Here is a 16,630-nt window from a genome sequence, read left to right as displayed (position 1 = left end):
GGGTCGACCAGTCCTCTGGTCGACCGGGCCCGCCGCTCATCGGGGCGCGTCCCGGCTACTGCTTGCGCAGCTCCCGGACGGCCGCCTCCAGCCGCTGCCCGTAGTCGGCGTCGGCCTTGCGGAAGTTGTCGACCGCCCGCTCGACGATGTCCTCGCGGTCGGCGGAGACCTTGGCGATGAAGCCGGCCAGGTTGGCGATCAGCCGCTGCTTCTCGTCCTCCGAGAACAGCCGGTACAGGTTGCCGGCCTGCACGAAGTCGTCGTCCTCGGCGTGCGAGGGCGCCTCGTGGTTGCCGGTGGCGCCGGTGACCGCGGTGGCGGCCCACAGCGGGCGGCCGGTCTGCACCGGGCCGCCGAAGCTGTTCGGCTCGTAGTTCTTCTGGCGGCCGTGGCGGCCGTCGTACAGGTGGCCGTCGCGGCTGTTGGTGCGCGCCTCGGTGGCGTGCGGGCGGTTCACCGGCAGGTGGTCGGCGTTGATGCCGACGCGGTAGCGGTGGGCGTCCGCGTACGCGAACAGGCGGCCCTGCAGCATCTTGTCGGGGGACGGGCCGATGCCGGGCACGAAGTGCGACGGGGAGAAGATCGACTGCTCGACCTCGGCGAAGACGTTGTCGGGGTTGCGGTTGAGCTCCAGCCGCCCGATCTCGACCGGCGGGTAGTCGGCGTGCGGCCAGACCTTGGTGAGGTCGAAGGGGTTGAAGCGGTACTGCGCCGCGTCGGCCGCCGGCATGATCTGGACCTGCACGGTCCAGCTGGGGAACTCGCCGCGCTCGATCGACTCGCGCAGGTCGCGCTGGTGGCTGTCCGGGTCCTCGCCGGCCAGCCGGTTGGCCTCGTCCTGGGTGAGGTTCCTGATGCCCTGGTCGGTCTTGAAGTGGTACTTGACCCAGAAGTGCTCGCCGGCCTCGTTCTGCCACTGGAAGGTGTGCGAGCCGTAGCCGTTGAGGTGGCGGTAGCTGGCCGGGATGCCGCGGTCGCCGAACAGCCAGGTCACCTGGTGGGTGGCCTCGGGCGACAGGCCCCAGAAGTCCCAGACGTTGTCCGCCTCCTGGGAGCCGGTGTACGGGTCGCGCTTCTGGGTGTGGATGAAGTCGGGGAACTTCACGGCGTCCTTGATGAAGAACACCGGGGTGTTGTTGCCGACGAGGTCGTAGTTGCCCTCCTCGGTGTAGAACTTCAGCGCGAAGCCGCGCGGGTCGCGCACCGCGTCGGCCGAGCCGAGGTTGCCGGCCACGGTGGAGAACCGCAGGAAGACCTCGGTCTGCTTGCCGACCTCGGACAGGAACGAGGCCCGGGTGTAGGGCGCCAGGTCGGCGGTCACCGTGAAGGTGCCGTAGGCCGCCGCGCCGCGGGCGTGCACCACGCGCTCCGGGATCCGCTCGCGGTTGAAGTGCGCGAGCTTCTCGAAGAGCTGCTGGTCCTGGATGAGCGCCGGGCCGCCGGGGCCCGCGGTCTCGGTGTTCTGGTTGTCGGCGACGGGGGCACCCGCCTCCGTGGTGAGGGTGGGGCGCAGCTCGTCCTGGGTCGTCATAAGAGGGCCTCCGCGTTATCCGGTCGTGACGACTCGATCCTAACTTGGACTTTGTCCAAGTCAACACTGGAACCAATCTAAGAGCGTGACTTACCCTGTTCCCATGAGCGACCTGCTGGAACGACTTCGCGGACGCGGCTGGCGGCTGACCTCACAGCGCCGGGTCGTGGCCGAGGTCCTCGACGGCGACCACGTCCACCTCACCGCGGACGAGGTGCACGCCCGCGCCGTCGCCCGCCTGCCCGAGATCAGCCGCGCGACCGTCTACAACACCCTCGGCGAACTGGTCGGCCTCGGCGAGGTCCTGGAGGTCGCCACCAACGGGCGCGCCAAGCGCTACGACCCCAACGCCCACCGCGCCCACCAGCACCTGGTCTGCTCCGGCTGCGGCGCCATCCGCGACGTCCACCCGCACGGCGACCCGCTCGCCGCCCTCCCGGCCGGCGAACGCTTCGGTTTCACCGTCACCACCGCCGAGGTCACCTACCGCGGCCTGTGCCCGGACTGCACGGGCACGCCGTAACGCGGCCCCGCCCGCCCGGCGGGAACCGCCGCACCCGCCCTACGCGCTCAGCTCCGCGTGCAGCGCGCCCAGCAGGCGCCCGGCCCGCTCCGCCACCTCGGCCGGCCCGTAGTCGGCCGCCCGGCGGCACCAGTTCTCCGCCTGCACCGGCTCCCCCCGGCGCAGCGCCAGCAGCGCCAGGCGCAGCGCCGCCCGCCCGTGCCCGGCGTCGGCCGCCCTGGTGTACCAGAGCATCGCCTGCGCCTCGCGGTCCTGCCGGGCCAGCAGCAGCCCCAGGTTGAAGGCGGCGCTGCGGCTGCCGGCCTCGGCCGCCCGCCGGTACCAGCTCTCGGCGATCTCCAGCGCGCCGCGCTCGGCCGCCCGCACCCCCATCCGCACCTGCGCCCGCCGGTGCCCGGCATCGGCCGCCAGCGCGTACCAGTGCTCGGCCTCGGTGTCCGCGTCACCGCGCCGGTCCAGCACCGAGGCCAGCCGGAACGCGCCCTCCGCCGACCCGCCGGACGCCGCCTGCCGGTAGCGCTCCAGCGCGCCGGCCAGGTTGCCCCGCTGCTCCTGGGCGACGGCCAGTTGCAGCGCGGCCTCGCCGTGACCCTCGGCGGCGGCCCGCGCGTACCACTCCTGGGCCTGCCGCTGCTCGCCGCGCCCGGCGTGCAGCACGCCCAGGTTGAACGCGCCGTCCACGCTGCCGGCCTCGGCCGCCTTGGAGAACCACGGCTCGGCGCCGGTCTCCTCGCCGCGCTGCAACAGCACCACGGCCAGCGCGTTGCAGGCCTCCCGGTGCCCGGCGTACGCGGCCCGGCGGTACCACTGCTCGGCCTGCTGGTCGCGGCCGGTGGCGACACAGAGCAGGCCGAGGTTGAAGGCGCCGTTCTGGTCGCCCGCGTCCAGGGCGGTGCGGTACCAGCGCTCGGCCTCCTTGGCCTCGCCGCGGCCGGCGTGCAGGGCGCCCAGCGCGTTGGCGGCGTTGCCGTCGCCGGCCTCGGCGGCCTCCCGCCACCACTCGGCGGCGGCGGCCAGGTCCCCGGAGTCGCGCAGCAGGAAGCCCAGCGCGCAGGCGGCGCGCGGCTCGCCGTTCTGCGCGGACTGCCGGTACCAGCGGGCGGCCTCCTCCAGCAGCGACTGGTCGGTGGCGGCGCGCTCCTCCAGCAGCACGCCCAGGCGCAGCGCGGCGCGGGCGTGGCCGCGGGCGGCGGCGGTGCGGTACCAGGCCTCGGCGGTCTCCTTGTCCCCGGCGGCCTCGCGCATCCGGGCCAGCCGGTAGGCGGCCTCCCGGTGCCCGGCGTCGGCGGAGACCTTGAACCAGCGCTCGGCGCGCACGTCGCGCCGGTGCTCCATCAGGTCGCCCAGCGCGTAGGCGCCGAGCGGGTGGCCGTGGTCGGCGGCGAAGTGCAGCCAGTACTCGGCGGCCTCCTCCTCACCCTGGTCGCGCAGTTGGAGCCCGAGCGCGTGCGCGGCGGGGGCGCTGCCGGCCACCGCGGCATGGCGCCACCACTGGGCGGCCTCGGCCCGGTGGCCCTGCTGGTGCAGCAGCACGCCGAGGTTGTTGGCGGCGGCGCGCGTCCCGGCGGCCGCGGCGGCGCGCAGGTAGGGCTCGGCGTCCTCCAGGTCGCCGCGGCGCAGCAGCAGGGTGCCGAGCCGGCTGGCGGCGTCCGGGTCGCCGTCGTCGGCGGCCTGCCGGTGGCGGGCCTCCAACGCGGCGCTCTCGCGGGCGGCCAGCGCGGTCTCGAAGCTGGTGGTGTCCAGGCCGGCCGGGTCGAGCGCGGCGGCGTTCGGGCCGTCGGCGGCGGCGCCGTCGGGCCCGTACGGGCGGACGGCGTCGGCGAACTGACGGGTGGACACGTGGACCAGGCTGTCGGGGCCGTAGCCGGCGACCGGGGGACGCTCGGACAAGCCACTGGTGCGCTGGGCGGGCAGGGCTCCGGGGCGGCTCTCGGGGCTCTCCGCCCAGGCGTCGGTGTCCGCCTCGGTGGCCGCCGCGGACTTGGTGCCTGACCCGTTCTTGCCGATCAGCCTCATGCCGACTCCCGCTCCCCCAGAGTGTCGCGGCATCGTGCCCCGGCCCGCGGCCGGGGGGACCCCCAGGGGAGGCGCCGGAACCGACGGCCGGTCAGCAGCCGCGCACCGTCCCCCATGTGTCCCATCGTCGCACCACCCGCAACCCGCGTACACCTGCCCCGGCCGAATTCGGGCGGGGCCGACCCGAAGCCGACGAAATTGCTTCGGCGCTTTGTCGATTTCCCGACACTCGGACCCCACAAACCCCTTGCCGTCGTCGTTGGCGACGGTTGATGGTACCGGAGCGGTTCCCGCCGCTTCGGGGGGAAAACGCCAGAGGCCCGGAGGAAGAATCCTCCGGGCCTCTGTCCACTGAGTAGCGGGGACAGGATTTGAACCTGCGACCTCTGGGTTATGAGCCCAGCGAGCTACCGAGCTGCTCCACCCCGCGTCGGTAGTTGAACCATAGCACGGGTGCGGGGTGGAACAGGAATCGGTTGCCGCAGCTCAGCGGGCCGCGACTACGGCTACGGCTGTCCGGACGGCGTCGCGCCCGGGGTCGTACCCGGCGTCGGGGCCTGCACCGGGCTCCCGCCGCGGGCCGCCTCGGCCGCCTTCAGCGCGTCGCCCAGCGCCTTCTGGGCGTTGCCGTAGGCCACCCAGTCGCCGTTCTTGAACGCGGTCTGGCTGTCGTTGTACGCCTTCTCCGCGTCCCCGAGCGCCTTCTGCAGCTCCGGCGAGATCGTCCCGCCCGGCGCCGCCGTCCCCGGGTTGGTGGGCGTCCCCGGGTTGTTCGGCGTGGACGGCGCGGTCGGCGTGGTCCCCGGGGCCGCCCCGGCGAACACCTTCTTCAGCGCGTCCTCCAGGGTGTTCTCGAACGCCACGTTGTCGTTCCCGTACACCGCCAGCACCTTCTGCAGCGTCGGGTACTTGGCGCCGCGTCCGCGCACGTACACCGGCTCGACGTTGAGCAGCCCGCCGCCGACCGGCAGGGTCAGCAGGTTGCCGTACTCCAGCTCGGTGTCACCGCCGCTCTTCAGCGCGAAGATCTGCGAGGCCACCTCCTGCCGGGAGTTGAACGTCGACTGCACCAGGCCCGGGCCGGGGGCGCTGTTGTCCCCCGAGATCTTCAGGATGCGGATCTTCCCGTAGTCCGGCCCCGGATCGGCGTTGACGGCCATGAACGCGGCCAGGTTCGGGCGGCCGTTGGGCACGAAGGTCGTGGTCAGCGAGAAGCTCGCCGAGGTGACCTGCGGGTCCGGCATCCGCACCGTCACGTAGTACGGCGGCTGGACCTGCTTGGTGTCGCTGGTCGGGTCGACCGGGATCTGCCAGATGTCGCTGCCGTTGAAGAAGGAGTTGGCGTCGGTCACGTGGTACTGGCCGAGCAGGTCGCGCTGCACCTTGAACATGTCCTGCGGGTAGCGCAGGTGCGGCAGCAGCGTGCCCGGGATGTCCGCCTTCGGCTCGACGGTGCCGGGGAACGCCTTCATCCAGGTCTTCAGCACCGGGTCCTGCTCGTCCCACTGGTAGAGCTTCACCTCGCCGGTGTAGGCGTCCACCGTGGCCTTGACCGAGTTGCGGATGTAGTTGACCTGGTTGGCGACGGTCAGCAGCTCACCGCGCTGGTTGGTCAGCGAGTCCTTGGTCGCGGTGCCCAGCGTCGTCTTCGACGAGAACGGGTAGCCGTCCGAGGTGGTGTAGCCGTCCAGCACCCAGACCACCCGGCCGTCCTGCACCACCGGGTACGCGTCGGCGTCGATCGACAGCCACGGGGCGACCTTCTCCACCCGCTCCTTCGGCGTCCGGTTGTAGATCACCTTCGCGCCGTCGGTGATCGCCCCCGCGTACAGGATCTGCGGCTCGGCGAAGCGCACCGCGTACGCGGCCCGGGTGATCGGGTTGTCCAGCGAGACACCGCTGTTGCCGGTGTAGGTGTACTCCTTGTTCTCGCCGGTCTTGGTGGTGTAGTCGATCTCCTTGTTCGAGCCGCCGACGATCGAGTACGACGTCGTCTTCTCGCCGTAGTAGATCCGCTGCTGGTAGTCGCCCAGCGCACCGGTGGCCGGCAGGCCGGACTCGGTGAACACCGGCTCGCCCTTGTCGCTGACCTGGTTGCCCTTGGCGACGACCGCGCCGTAGCCGTGGGTGTACTTGAAGTGGTCGTTGATCCAGTTGCGCTGCACGCCGTTGAGGTCCAGCTCGCGCAGACCGATCACGGTGTCCTGCTTGTCCGTGCCGGAGCCGTAGCGGTCCACGTCCAGGGTGTTCGGGAAGGCGTAGTAGTTGCGCTGCTGCTCGATCGACTGGAAGGTCGGCGAGACGACGTTCGGGTCCAGCAGCCGGATGTCGGAGATGGTCTGCGCGTCCGGCTTGAGCGCCTCGGCCGTCGTCGACCCCTGCGGGCTGTACTGGGTGGTCTGCGCGTCCGCGATCCCGTACGCCTGCCGCGTCGCGTCGATGTTCTTCTGGATGTACGGCGTTTCCTTGGCCTGCTCGTTTGGCTTGACCTGGAACTGCTGCACGATCGCCGGGTACAGCCCGCCGATCAGCACCGCCGACAGCACCATCAGCCCCAGCCCGATCAGGGCCGGCGCCCAGGTGCGGCGCACCGGCGTCAGGAAGAACAGCAGCGCGCAGATGATCGCCACGAAGAACAGGATCGTCTTGGCCGGCAGGAACGCGTTGGCGTCCACGTAGCGCAGGCCGGTCCAGCCGGAGACCCCCTTGTAGGAGCCGGTCTTCACCGCCAGCGCGTACCGGTCCAGCCAGTACGCCACCGCCTTCAGCAGCACGAACACGCCCAGCAGCACCGCCAGGTGCCCCTGCGCGCCCGCGCTCGCCCGACGGCCCGGGCCCTGCAGCCGCAGCCCCCCGTACAGGTAGTGCACCAGCGCCGAGGTCAGCAGCGAGACGATCACCGCGCTGAACGCGAAGCCCAGCACGAACTCGTAGAACGGCAGGTCGAAGGCGTAGAACGAGACGTCCATGCCGAACTGGGCGTCCTTCTCGCCGAAGGGCGTCGCGTTCGTCCACATCAGCCAGGTCCGCCACTGGCCGGACGCCGCGGCGCCCGCCACCAGGCCGATCACCAGCGAGACGCCGATCAGCGCCCAGCGCTTGAACGGCGCCAGGCCCGAGCGGTAGCGGTCCAGGCTCTGCTGCTCGACCGACATCGCCGACAGCGGCGGCCGCAGCCGGTGCGCCAGCCAGACGTTGAAGCCGACGATCACCGCCATCAGCAGGCCGAACACCGCGAACAGGCCGATCTTCGTCCACAGCTGCGTGGTGAACACCGAGGAGTAACGGACGGACCTGAACCACAGCCAGTCCGTCCAGAACCCGGCGAACATGACGAACAGCAGGAACAGCACCGCGAGCACGCCCAGGGTCAGCAGGGCCACCCGCGCCCGCCGGGAGGGCGGCCCTACCCTTCGCCGGAAACCCGGCCCTGAGCGTTCCGGCATCTGGAATACCACGGTGGCACCTCAGCTGTGTCGTCTGGAGTCACTGGAGTCAGTCGGTCTTCAGGGAAACTTAACCAGGCTTTGGCCGAGTTCCCACCGTTAGCAGACGGTTACGACGACGTTCCCCGTCCCGGCCGTTCCCCGGCCCGCTCGCGGCGCCCGGCGCCCGGGCCCCCGCCCGGCGTGTGAGGATTGAGGCATGTCCGACGCGTCCAATGCACTCAACTCCCCCGGCTCTCCCGACGACGTCTCCAAGCTCCCCGCCGCCACCCCGCTCACCCGGGCCGCGCTGGAGATCGACGAGTACGCCGCCACGCTCGGCTGGGACCTCCCGGCCCGGCTGTTCGCCCTGGTGGACAGCACCGCCCTGCGCAAGGCCGACCCGAAGATCGCCGCCCAGCTCGGCCTCGGCGACGACGACACGGCCGGCCTCACCCCGGTCGAGCAGGACGAGCTGCCGGCCGGCATGGAGCTGGACAAGTTCCTCGGCACCATCGCCTGGCCCGACGCGGTGGTCGGCTGCGCCCTGGTCGTCGAGCGCCTGATGCTGCCGCCGGGCTCCGAGCAGACCCGCCCGCGCAACGCCAGCGACGCCCAGCTCGCCGAGTGGGTGGCCAACCACCCCAAGCGCGAGGAGGTGCGGATCACCGCCGCCGTGCTGCGCAACGGCAAGAAGGAGATCGCGCTGCGGCTGCGCTCCAAGGACGTCGCCCGCGAGGTGCTGACCGGCCCGGACCTGGTGCCCGGCCTGACCGCGGCGCTGCTGGCGACCTTCTCGTAGCCCCCCGGCCGCCCCGGCCGCACCACTCCACGTTCACGGCACTACGCCACGGCACTACGCCGCGGCATTAGTTCACGGCACTACTTCACGGCGCAGGACGGCAGCGCGGAGGTCTGCCCGGAGCGGATCTGCTCCAGCGACTTCAGCGCGCCGTCCAGCGTGTCCGTCTTGATCAGGTTCAGTCCGGACGGGACGTTCTTGGTCGCCTCGGCGCAGTTCGAGGACGGGGTGAAGAAGTACTCGGCGCCGGCGTCCCTGGCGGCGATCAGCTTCATCGATATCCCGCCGATCGGGCCGACCTTGCCGTCGTCGTCGATGGTGCCGGTGCCCGCCACGAACCGGCCGCCGGTGAGGTCGCCGCCGGGGGTGAGCTTGTCGATGATGCCGAGCGAGAACATCAGCCCGGCGCTCGGCCCGCCGACGTCCTGGAGGCCGATGTCGATCTGGAACGGGTAGGTGTGCCGGATCGTGGTGCCGATGCCGACCACCGCGAGTTCCGCCCGCTCGGCCGGGGCCTTCGGGTCGAGGTCCTTGGCCCGCACGGTGGGGACGGTGACGTCGGTCCGGTCCCCCGGGTTGGCGCCGCCGTTGCCGGTCGCGTCCTTGACCCGCGGGACGACGGTGAAGACCGCCGACTCGCCGGGCTTGTGCTTGGTGACCGCGGCCACCACCTGCTCGACCGTGCTGACCGGCGTGCCGTCGACGGCCACGATCTGGTCGCCCGCGTGCAGCCGGCCCTCCGCCGGGGCCCCCGCCGTGACCGATTTGATGATCAGCTCGGTGCCGACCGGGATGCCCAGCTGGTTGAGCGCGGCGGTGCGGGCGCTGTCCTCGGAGGAGGCGAACTCCTCGGCGTTCTGCTTCTTGGCGTCGGCGTCCGTCTGCCCCTTCGGGTAGACGTTGTCGTGCGGCACGACCATCACGTCGTCGCGCAGCCACCCGACCACCGCGTTGACCAGGCTGGGCTCGTACTTGGCCCCGGTGACCTGGACGGTGGTCATGTTGAGGTGCCCGGTGGTCGGGTACGAGTCGCGCCCGGTGATGGTGATCACCGACTTGCCCCCCTGGTTGCCGAGCGTGTTGTACGTCGGCCCCGGGCTCATCTCCGTGTACGGCACCTTCATCAGCACCGAGACGCAGAGCAGCGCTATGAGCAGCAGGGTGGCAGCGAGCATCGTCGCGGAGCGGCGTGGCATGCCTCGACAGTACGGGACGCGGATGAGCGGACGCCCCCCGGGCTACCGGCCGGAACCGTCCTCGGAGGCGGTGCTCCCGGCGGTGGTGCGTTCCATCGCGGCCATGAAGCGCCGGTGCTCGGCGAGCGAGGCCGGGTCCCCCGTGGCCCTCGGGGCGCGTTGGGCCCAGCCCGCCCACAAGGCGGCGAGCAGGACGGCGATGACCGGAATGATCAACCAGGCGAGCGCACCCATATCAGTACTCCCAGCTCGTCGTGTCTATGAGCAGATTAACCACTCCGGCGGACAACGCGGGCGGCGCCGTCCGGGTTACGGGACGGCCGATCGGCTCACTGCCAGGGAGTATTCGGCCCACTGACCCGGACCCGTTCGAGTGAGAGCCCGGCCCGTCCGGCATGCTCGTCGCATTCCGTGCACCGATGGCGACTCTCCGCAGCCGATCGACCCCTTTAGGCCCCGTCCGGTCGCGGCCGGTCCGATCTGGTCCGATCTGGTCCGATCCGGTCCGGTCCGGTCCGGTCCACAGGGGGCGCCCGGGTCAGCAGCTGCCGGCGCCGACCCACTCCTCCTCGCCGTCGGCGAAGACCTGGTGCTTCCAGATCGGCACCTCGTGCTTGAGGTCGTCGATCAGCCGCCGGGCGGCCGCGAAGGCCTCGCCCCGGTGGGCGCAGGACACGGCGACGATCACCGCCTTGTCGGTGATCTCCAGCCGGCCGACCCGGTGCACCGCGGCCAGCGCCCGCACCGGGAAGTCGGCGACGACCTTCTCGGCGATCCGGCGCATCTCCTGCTCGGCGGTGGGGTGGCAGCTGTATTCCAGCGCGGTGACCGACTTGCCGCCGTCGTGGTCTCGGACCGTCCCGACGAAGACGGTCGTCCCGCCGGCCGCGTCGTCGCCGACCGCCTCGTACACCTCGTCCAGCGAGAGCGGGGTGTCGCGGACGGCGAGCAGGCGGATGGGGTCCTGGTTCTCGGGCATGCCCCCATGATTCCCCATCCCGGGTGGTTTGAGGCAAGCGGGTTCCGCATCACGATGGCGGGATTCCGCATCGTGAGAAAACCTGCTCCAGCCCTCGGGGCCACCGGCCTCAGAAGCGGCGCCGCTTGCGGGCCCGGCGCACCAGCGCGGCCGTACCGACCAGCGCCACCGTCGCCCCGGCCGCCCCCAGGCTGGTCGCGGCCTCCTTGCCGCCCAGCCGGCGCCCGGCCACCGCGTGCTTCCCGGCGACCTGGCCCAGCAGCTCGGCCAGCACTTGCTCGTTGCTGTGCTCCGGACGCCAGCCCGCCTCGTGCAACCGGCTGCCGGACACCACCCACGGGTACATCGTGTAGGCCAGGTCCCCCGCCGGGGCCGGGGTCAGGCCCAGCCGGTGCAGCCGGGCCGCGGTGCCCAGCGCCAGCGAGGCCGGCAGCTCCATCCGCCGGATCCCCGACAGCCGCTCCACGTCCTCCTGCTCCAGCCAGCCGTCGCAGCCGACCGTCACCTCGCCCTCCACCAGGCCCAGCGCCGCGTACTCCAGCGCCGCCGCCAGGTCGTCCACGTGGCAGAACTGCCAGCACGGGCGGGAACCGGCCACCACCAGCAGCCGCGGCGCCTCGAAGTGCCGGGTCAGCACGGTGTCCACGCCGGGGCCGACCACCACCGCCGGACGCAGCACCGTCACCTGCAGCCCCGGGTGGGCGCGCGGCGCCCGGCGGGCCAGGCGCTCGATCTCCAGCAGGTCCCCGACCAGCGAGGCCTCCTCGGTCGCCCGCAGCTCGGAGTCCTCGGCCAGCGGCACCTCGTTGTCGGCCAGCGCGCCGTAGACCATCGCGGAGGTGCAGAGCACCACCCGGTGCACCCCGGCGGCCGCGGCCGCCGTCAGCACGGTCTGCGCGCCGCGCACGTTGTAGGCGCTGCGGGCGCGCGGATCCGACTCCATGCCGAAGTCCATCGCCAGGTGCACCACCACGTCCACCCCGGACAACCGCTCGGCCACCGCGGGGTCCCGCACGTCCAGCACCCGCCATTGCACACCCGGCACCTCACCGCGCCGGTCGTCCACCGCCAGCACCCTGCGCACGTGCGGCGAGGCGACCAGACGGGCCGCGACCCGCTCGCCGATCACACCGGCGGCACCGGTGACGGCCACGGTCAGCGGCCGTCCGCCGTAGGCTGGAGGCGGCGACGCCGTGATGTCCGGGGCGTCCTCGTCTCCGGTCAGCCCAGAGCGAACGTCCGAAGGCGGGGAACTCACCGACCATCCTCCACGGTTAGCTTATGTGCGTACGGACGTGTGTCACGTACGTCCATCCTGCCCGAGGCGAAGGCCCGGCGGTGCACCCGGCGCGGGCCTGCCGCACTGGAGCCGCCCACGAGTCCCCCACTCCGCCGGTGCCCCGGGCGGGCAGCACTTCCCGCCACACCCGTATGACGGCCGACCGGATCGAGGACCCCGTGAGCGACCTTCCCTTCGGATTCGGCGTTCCGCCCGAGGAGCCCGAGGACGGCAAGGCCAAGCCCGACAACGAGCAGCAGAAGAAGGACCAGGGCCCCGCAGGCTCCGACCAGAGCGGCGCGCAGCCGTTCGGCTTCGGCGCCGGCAACCCGTTCGGCGCCCTGTTCGGTATGCCCGGCGGCGGAGCCCCGGGCGGCCCCGGCGGGGCCGAAAACCCGTTCGCCGCGATGTTCGGCGGCCTCAACCCCAACGACCTCGGCAGCGCGTTCCAGCAGCTCGGGCAGATGCTCTCGTTCGAGGGCGGCCCGGTGAACTGGGACCTCGCCAAGAACATCGCCCGCCAGAGCGTCGTCGCCGAACCCGCCGAGGGCAAGAGCAAGGACCGCTCGGTCAGCGCCGCCGAGCACTCCGCCGTCGCCGAGGCCGTCCGGCTCGCCGACCTGTGGCTCGACGGCGTCACCGAGTTCCCCTCCGGCGCCGCCTCCGCCGTCGCCTGGAGCCGCGCCGAGTGGATCGAGGCCACCCTCCCGGTCTGGAAGGACCTCGTCGACCCGGTCGCCGAGCGGGTCGGCAACGCCATGGGCGGCGTCCTGCCCGAGGAGATGCAGGCCATGGCCGGCCCGCTGATGGGCATGATGCGCTCCATGGGCGGCGCCATGTTCGGCACCCAGATCGGCCAGGCGCTCGGCGCCCTCGCCGGCGAGGTGGTCGGCTCCGCCGACGTCGGCCTGCCGCTCGCCCCGGCCGGCAAGGCCGCACTGCTGCCGCAGAACGTCGCCGAGTTCGGCGAGGGCCTGAACGTGCCCGCCGACGAAGTCCGGCTCTACCTCGCCCTGCGCGAGGCCGCCCACCAGCGGCTCTTCGCCCACGTGCCGTGGCTGCGGGCCCACCTGCTCGGCGCCGTCGAGGCCTACGCCCGCGGCATCAAGGTCGACACCTCCCGGATGGAGGAGCTCGTCGGCCAGCTCGACCCGAACAACCCGGAGGCGCTCCAGGAGGCGCTGGCCGGCGGGCTGCTCCAGCCCGAGGACACCCCCGAGCAGAAGGCCGCGCTCGCCCGCCTGGAGACCGCGCTCGCCCTGCTCGAAGGCTGGGTCGACGCGGTCGTGCACGCCGCCGCCGAACCGCACCTGCCGCAGGCCGGCGCGCTGCGCGAGACCGTCCGCCGCCGCCGCGCCGCCGGCGGGCCCGCCGAGCAGACCTTCGCCACCCTGGTCGGCCTGGAGCTGCGCCCGCGCCGGCTGCGCGACGCCGCCCGGCTGTGGGCGCTGCTCGCCGACGCGCGCGGCATCGAGGGCCGCGACGCGCTCTGGCAGCACCCGGACATGCTGCCCACCGCCGCCGACCTGGACGACCCGGACGCCTTCGTGCACCGGGGCACCGGCGACCTGGAGGGCGGCCTCGACTTCGACGCGATCGACAAGCTGCTCGGCGAGGCCGCCGCGGGCGGCACCGCCGCCAAGCCGGACCTCACCAAGAACGACGGGCCGGCGAAGAGCGACGAGCCGAAGCAGGACGGCGACGGCACCGACGGAAAGGGCGAGCCCACCGCATGACGGCCACCGAAACCGGGGCGACGTCCCTGCACGCGGACGCCGTGCGCACCCTGACCGGGTGGCGCCCCGCCGACGAGGAGCAGGACCGGCTGCGGCTCGACTACCTGGCGCACCTGGCCGAGCAGCCCGAGGGCCTGTACCGGTCCTGCCTGCCCGCGCACATCACCGCGAGCGCGGCGGTCGTCGACCCGGCGGCCGGGCGGGTGCTGCTGACCCTGCACCCCAAGGTCGGCATCTGGCTGCAGATGGGCGGGCACTGCGAGCCCGACGACCGGGACCTCGCGTCGGCGGCGCTGCGGGAGGCCGTCGAGGAGTCCGGCATCCCCGACCTGGCCCTGCTGGAGGTGGACGGCGTCCCGGTGCCGGCCAAGCTGGACCGGCACCTGGTCCGCTGCACCGGCAAGGACCGGCCGGAGAACACCCACCTGGACGTCCAGTACATCGCGGTGGCCCCGGCCGGTGCGCAGGCGCTGATCAGCGAGGAGTCGCTGGACCTGCGCTGGTTCGACTACGACCGGCTGCCGGAGCTGACCGACCACTCGGTGCGGGACCTGGTGGCACGGGCCCGCCGGCTGACCAGCTGAGGTGAAACCCGAAGAGGGGGGGGGGGGGGGGGGGGGGCGCCGGGGGCGGGGGGGGGGGGCGCGCGGTCGGCTGCGGCGGGGCGCGAGACGCCGCGGGCGGGGGGGCGCGGCCCGGGGGATTCCTTGGGTGTTTTCACGCGGGTCGGGGGGGGCGGGCCCTCCCCCCCCCCCGCCCCCTCTTTTCGTTCCCCGCGTCGTTCCTCGCGTCGTTCCCCGCGTCGTTCTCCTCGCCACCCTCTTCACCGCCGCCTCCCGCCCGGGCGTCAAGCCGTCAGCCGCAGGAACAGGCCGGATCGGCATCCCGGTCGGCGTGCCGGGCGCCGGGGATGTGCGGCAGCCGGGCCGCCGAGACCACGCCCTCCAGGTAGCCGCGGGCCCGCTCGGTCCGGGGGTAGGCCTCCAGCAGGGCCCAGAACGCCGGGCCGTGGTCCGGCACCAGCAGGTGGGCGAGCTCGTGCAGCAGCACGTAGTCGAGGACGTACTCCGGCATGCCCTGCAGACGGTGGGAGAGGCGGATCGTCCCCTCGCTGGGGGTGCACGAGCCCCAGCGCGAGTTCTGGTTGGTGACCCAGCGGACCTGGGCGGGCCGGGCGCGATCGCCCAGGTAGGCGGCCGACAGCCCACGGGCCCGGTCCATCAGCGCGTCGTCGCCGAGGATCCGGCGGCTCTCCTGGGCGGCGAGCTTCTCCAGCATCTGCGCGACCCAGCGCTGCTCCTCGGCGTGCGACATCCGGGCCGGGATCAGCACGATCGTGCGGTCGCCCTCGCGGTAGGCCGAGACGGTGCGGCTGCGGCGGGCGCTGCGGCGCACTTCCACCCGGCCGCGGTCGTGCGGCTCCGGTGGCGCGGCGGCGGCCGGGTGCTGCGGCGACGCGGGCCTCGCCTGCTGATCCTGGTCCCGACGCCCACGCGTGCCGGGCGCCGCCACTTGCGACCCGGACGCTGCACGGGCACGCCGACGCGACGCCGGTGGATGGGAGTCCCGCTCGGCTGCCATGGCACACGACGTTACCCGGTACCACGGACAGAAGTCCGGTGCCGTGGCCGAAATCTTTCGTGGAGTGATCGGGAACGAAAAGTCGACGGCGGGTGTCCGGAAACTGGCGCCGGAGCGGATGGGCAGTTATCCACAGGGTCTGCGAACAGATGATGTGATCATGAGCCCGAGCCTGTGGATAACTTTGCGCACGGCGTCGGCGCGATGGGGCATGCTGCGGTCAGCCGTCCGGAAACGATCGGAAGGGAGATCGCCGTGCGCCTCGTACTGAAGCCCGCCCTGTCCCGCAGCTGGCGGGACTCCGACACCCTGCAGTTCGGGACCATCACCCGCTACGCCGGGGTGCTCGGCCAGGCCGACAAGACCCTCTGCGACTTCCTCGGCCTGGTCGACGGGACCAGGGAGCGCCCCGAACTGCTGGAGGCCGGCGAGCAGCTCGGCCTGGGCCGGGAGCCCGCCGACGCACTGCTGACCGACCTGGAGGAGACCGGGTTACTGGACGACGCGGAGGCGACCGGCACCGCGCTGGCCCGCTTCCCCCAGCCCCACCGGGACCTGCTCGGGCCGGACCTCGCCTCACTGTCCCTGGTCCACTCCGGCCCCGGCGCCGCACCGGCGGTCCTGGCCCGGCGGGCCGGCGCCCGGATCGAGGTCCGCGGCGCGGGCCGGGTGGGCGCCGCCGTGGCGGCCGTGCTCTCGGCCGGCGGGGCGGGCACGGTCACCGTGGTGGACGGCGGCCGGGTGCGCCCCGGGGACTGCTCCCCGGCAGGACTGCCGCCGGGGGACGTCGGGCGGCTGCGGTTGACGGCCGCCCGGGAGGCCGTGCAACGGGCGTCGGGCCGACCACTGGTGCCCGTGCCCCGGCGAAAGCCCGACGGGCCGCCGCCCGACCTCGTGGTGCTCGCGCCCCGGGACGGGAGCGGGGCGTTCGCCGGCGGGACGTACGAGGCCCGACTGCTGCTCCGGGCCGGGGTGCCGCACCTGTACGTCGGAGTGGTCGAGGAGTTCGGGGTGGTCGGGCCCCTGGTGCTGCCAGGGGTGTCGGCCTGCGGACACTGCCTGGTCCTGCGCCGGGAGGACGAGGACGCCGCTTGGCCCCGGATCCTGGCCCAGCTGGCGGACGGCGGGCCCGGCCGGGCGCGCACCCCGGCCTGCGACACGGCCCTGGCCACGATGGTGGCCGGCCTGGCGGCACTGCACGTCCAGATCCACCTGGACGGCGGGCGGCCGCCGAGCGTGGACGGGTGGTGCGAGGTATCGGCCGGCGAAGGGATGCCACGACGTCTGCGACTGCGTGGACATCCGGACTGCGGGTGCCTCTGGCAGCCGCAGCCACCGAGGTAAGGAGGAGAGGAACCCGCCGGGCGCAGGCCCGGCGGCTGCGAGGCTCGGCAGCCGCCCGGCCCCACGCCACGGTGGACCGGGCCGGCGCCCGGCCAGGTGAGCCCATGGCCCGGGGGGCGGCCGGGGGGGGGGGGGGGGGGCGACCACGAGGGGGGGGGGGGGGGGGACGGCGGGGGGGGGGGGGGGCGCGGACCCGCCGCGGGGGTGTCCACCAGCCG

13 protein-coding genes and 1 tRNA gene are annotated in these 16,630 nt (G+C 73.2%); 5 read left to right on the top strand and 9 right to left on the bottom strand.

Going from position 1 to position 16,630, the window contains the following annotated elements:
• Positions 1-55 precede the first annotated feature (55 nt).
• Complete coding sequence (locus tag ACFV61_RS27805) at positions 56-1,531, bottom strand: catalase (RefSeq protein WP_063347891.1); 1,476 nt, start codon at positions 1,529-1,531, stop codon at positions 56-58.
• Positions 1,532-1,634: 103 nt separating this feature from the next.
• Between ACFV61_RS27805 and ACFV61_RS27800 the strand changes: the two genes are divergently transcribed.
• Positions 1,635-2,054: a Fur family transcriptional regulator gene (locus ACFV61_RS27800; protein WP_063347892.1), complete on the top strand. Its 420-nt coding sequence runs from the start codon at positions 1,635-1,637 to the stop codon at positions 2,052-2,054.
• 39 nt (positions 2,055-2,093) lie between these two features.
• On the opposite strand, the gene ACFV61_RS27795 is transcribed toward ACFV61_RS27800, so the two are convergent.
• The 3 genes from ACFV61_RS27795 to ACFV61_RS27785 all read right to left on the bottom strand — a co-directional run bounded on the left by ACFV61_RS27795 (position 2,094) and on the right by ACFV61_RS27785 (position 7,516).
• Complete coding sequence (locus tag ACFV61_RS27795; protein WP_380380228.1) at positions 2,094-4,070, bottom strand: tetratricopeptide repeat protein; 1,977 nt, start codon at positions 4,068-4,070, stop codon at positions 2,094-2,096.
• A 356-nt stretch (positions 4,071-4,426) separates the two neighbouring features.
• Positions 4,427-4,500: transfer RNA gene (locus ACFV61_RS27790), tRNA-Met, on the bottom strand.
• Between the two features lie 76 nt (positions 4,501-4,576).
• Positions 4,577-7,516, bottom strand: coding sequence for a UPF0182 family protein (locus ACFV61_RS27785; protein WP_380494505.1), 2,940 nt, complete (start codon positions 7,514-7,516; stop codon positions 4,577-4,579).
• 199 nt (positions 7,517-7,715) lie between these two features.
• Here ACFV61_RS27785 and ACFV61_RS27780 point away from each other — a divergent pair, with 199 nt between their 5' ends.
• Positions 7,716-8,297, top strand: coding sequence for a PPA1309 family protein (locus ACFV61_RS27780; protein ID WP_063347893.1), 582 nt, complete (start codon positions 7,716-7,718; stop codon positions 8,295-8,297).
• Between the two features lie 80 nt (positions 8,298-8,377).
• On the opposite strand, the gene ACFV61_RS27775 is transcribed toward ACFV61_RS27780, so the two are convergent.
• The 4 genes from ACFV61_RS27775 to ACFV61_RS27760 form a co-directional block, all read right to left on the bottom strand.
• On the bottom strand, positions 8,378-9,493 hold the full coding sequence (locus ACFV61_RS27775) for a PDZ domain-containing protein (protein ID WP_063347894.1): 1,116 nt from the start codon (positions 9,491-9,493) through the stop codon (positions 8,378-8,380).
• Positions 9,494-9,535: 42 nt separating this feature from the next.
• Complete coding sequence (locus tag ACFV61_RS27770) at positions 9,536-9,727, bottom strand: hypothetical protein (RefSeq protein WP_063347895.1); 192 nt, start codon at positions 9,725-9,727, stop codon at positions 9,536-9,538.
• A gap of 304 nt (positions 9,728-10,031) precedes the next feature.
• Positions 10,032-10,472 (bottom strand): molybdenum cofactor biosynthesis protein MoaE, encoded by a 441-nt coding sequence (locus ACFV61_RS27765; RefSeq protein ID WP_363377185.1) that lies wholly within the window; start codon positions 10,470-10,472, stop codon positions 10,032-10,034.
• A 109-nt stretch (positions 10,473-10,581) separates the two neighbouring features.
• Positions 10,582-11,730 carry an NAD-dependent epimerase/dehydratase family protein gene (locus ACFV61_RS27760; RefSeq protein ID WP_107452871.1) on the bottom strand — a complete coding sequence of 383 codons (1,149 nt, stop codon included), beginning with the start codon at positions 11,728-11,730 and terminating at the stop codon, positions 10,582-10,584.
• Between the two features lie 200 nt (positions 11,731-11,930).
• On the opposite strand from ACFV61_RS27760, the gene ACFV61_RS27755 reads away from it, so the two are divergent.
• Positions 11,931-13,487: a zinc-dependent metalloprotease gene (locus ACFV61_RS27755; RefSeq protein WP_380494503.1), complete on the top strand. Its 1,557-nt coding sequence runs from the start codon at positions 11,931-11,933 to the stop codon at positions 13,485-13,487.
• Positions 13,484-14,071, top strand: a complete 588-nt coding sequence (locus ACFV61_RS27750) for an NUDIX hydrolase (protein ID WP_380494501.1) — start codon at positions 13,484-13,486, stop codon at positions 14,069-14,071. The genes ACFV61_RS27755 and ACFV61_RS27750 overlap by 4 nt, the downstream gene beginning before the upstream one ends.
• A gap of 271 nt (positions 14,072-14,342) precedes the next feature.
• On the opposite strand, the gene ACFV61_RS27745 is transcribed toward ACFV61_RS27750, so the two are convergent.
• Positions 14,343-14,999 carry a M48 family metallopeptidase gene (locus tag ACFV61_RS27745; RefSeq protein ID WP_380494499.1) on the bottom strand — a complete coding sequence of 219 codons (657 nt, stop codon included), beginning with the start codon at positions 14,997-14,999 and terminating at the stop codon, positions 14,343-14,345.
• Between the two features lie 324 nt (positions 15,000-15,323).
• On the opposite strand from ACFV61_RS27745, the gene ACFV61_RS27740 reads away from it, so the two are divergent.
• The gene (locus tag ACFV61_RS27740; RefSeq protein ID WP_380342849.1) at positions 15,324-16,412 is read left to right on the top strand and encodes a ThiF family adenylyltransferase; all 1,089 of its coding nucleotides are present in this window, start codon (positions 15,324-15,326) and stop codon (positions 16,410-16,412) included.
• Positions 16,413-16,630: the final 218 nt, after the last annotated feature.

The sequence above is a fragment of the Kitasatospora sp. NPDC059817 genome (assembly GCF_042731835.1).
Classification (GTDB): domain Bacteria; phylum Actinomycetota; class Actinomycetes; order Streptomycetales; family Streptomycetaceae; genus Kitasatospora.
Note: the sequence above shows the minus strand (reverse complement) of the source record. Positions and strands in the feature narration are given on the sequence as shown.

Bases quoted from the DNA above. Each gene is read 5' to 3' on its own strand.
- ACFV61_RS27795 (WP_380380228.1), bottom strand. From the start codon at position 4,070: ATGAGGCTGATCGGCAAGAACGGGTCAGGCACCAAGTCCGCGGCGGCC.
- ACFV61_RS27765 (WP_363377185.1), bottom strand. From the start codon at position 10,472: ATGCCCGAGAACCAGGACCCCATCCGCCTGCTCGCCGTCCGCGACACC.
- ACFV61_RS27750 (WP_380494501.1), top strand. From the start codon at position 13,484: ATGACGGCCACCGAAACCGGGGCGACGTCCCTGCACGCGGACGCCGTG.
- ACFV61_RS27785 (WP_380494505.1), bottom strand. From the start codon at position 7,516: ATGCCGGAACGCTCAGGGCCGGGTTTCCGGCGAAGGGTAGGGCCGCCC.
- ACFV61_RS27800 (WP_063347892.1), top strand. From the start codon at position 1,635: ATGAGCGACCTGCTGGAACGACTTCGCGGACGCGGCTGGCGGCTGACC.
- ACFV61_RS27775 (WP_063347894.1), bottom strand. From the start codon at position 9,493: ATGCCACGCCGCTCCGCGACGATGCTCGCTGCCACCCTGCTGCTCATA.
- ACFV61_RS27780 (WP_063347893.1), top strand. From the start codon at position 7,716: ATGTCCGACGCGTCCAATGCACTCAACTCCCCCGGCTCTCCCGACGAC.
- ACFV61_RS27805 (WP_063347891.1), bottom strand. From the start codon at position 1,531: ATGACGACCCAGGACGAGCTGCGCCCCACCCTCACCACGGAGGCGGGT.
- ACFV61_RS27770 (WP_063347895.1), bottom strand. From the start codon at position 9,727: ATGGGTGCGCTCGCCTGGTTGATCATTCCGGTCATCGCCGTCCTGCTC.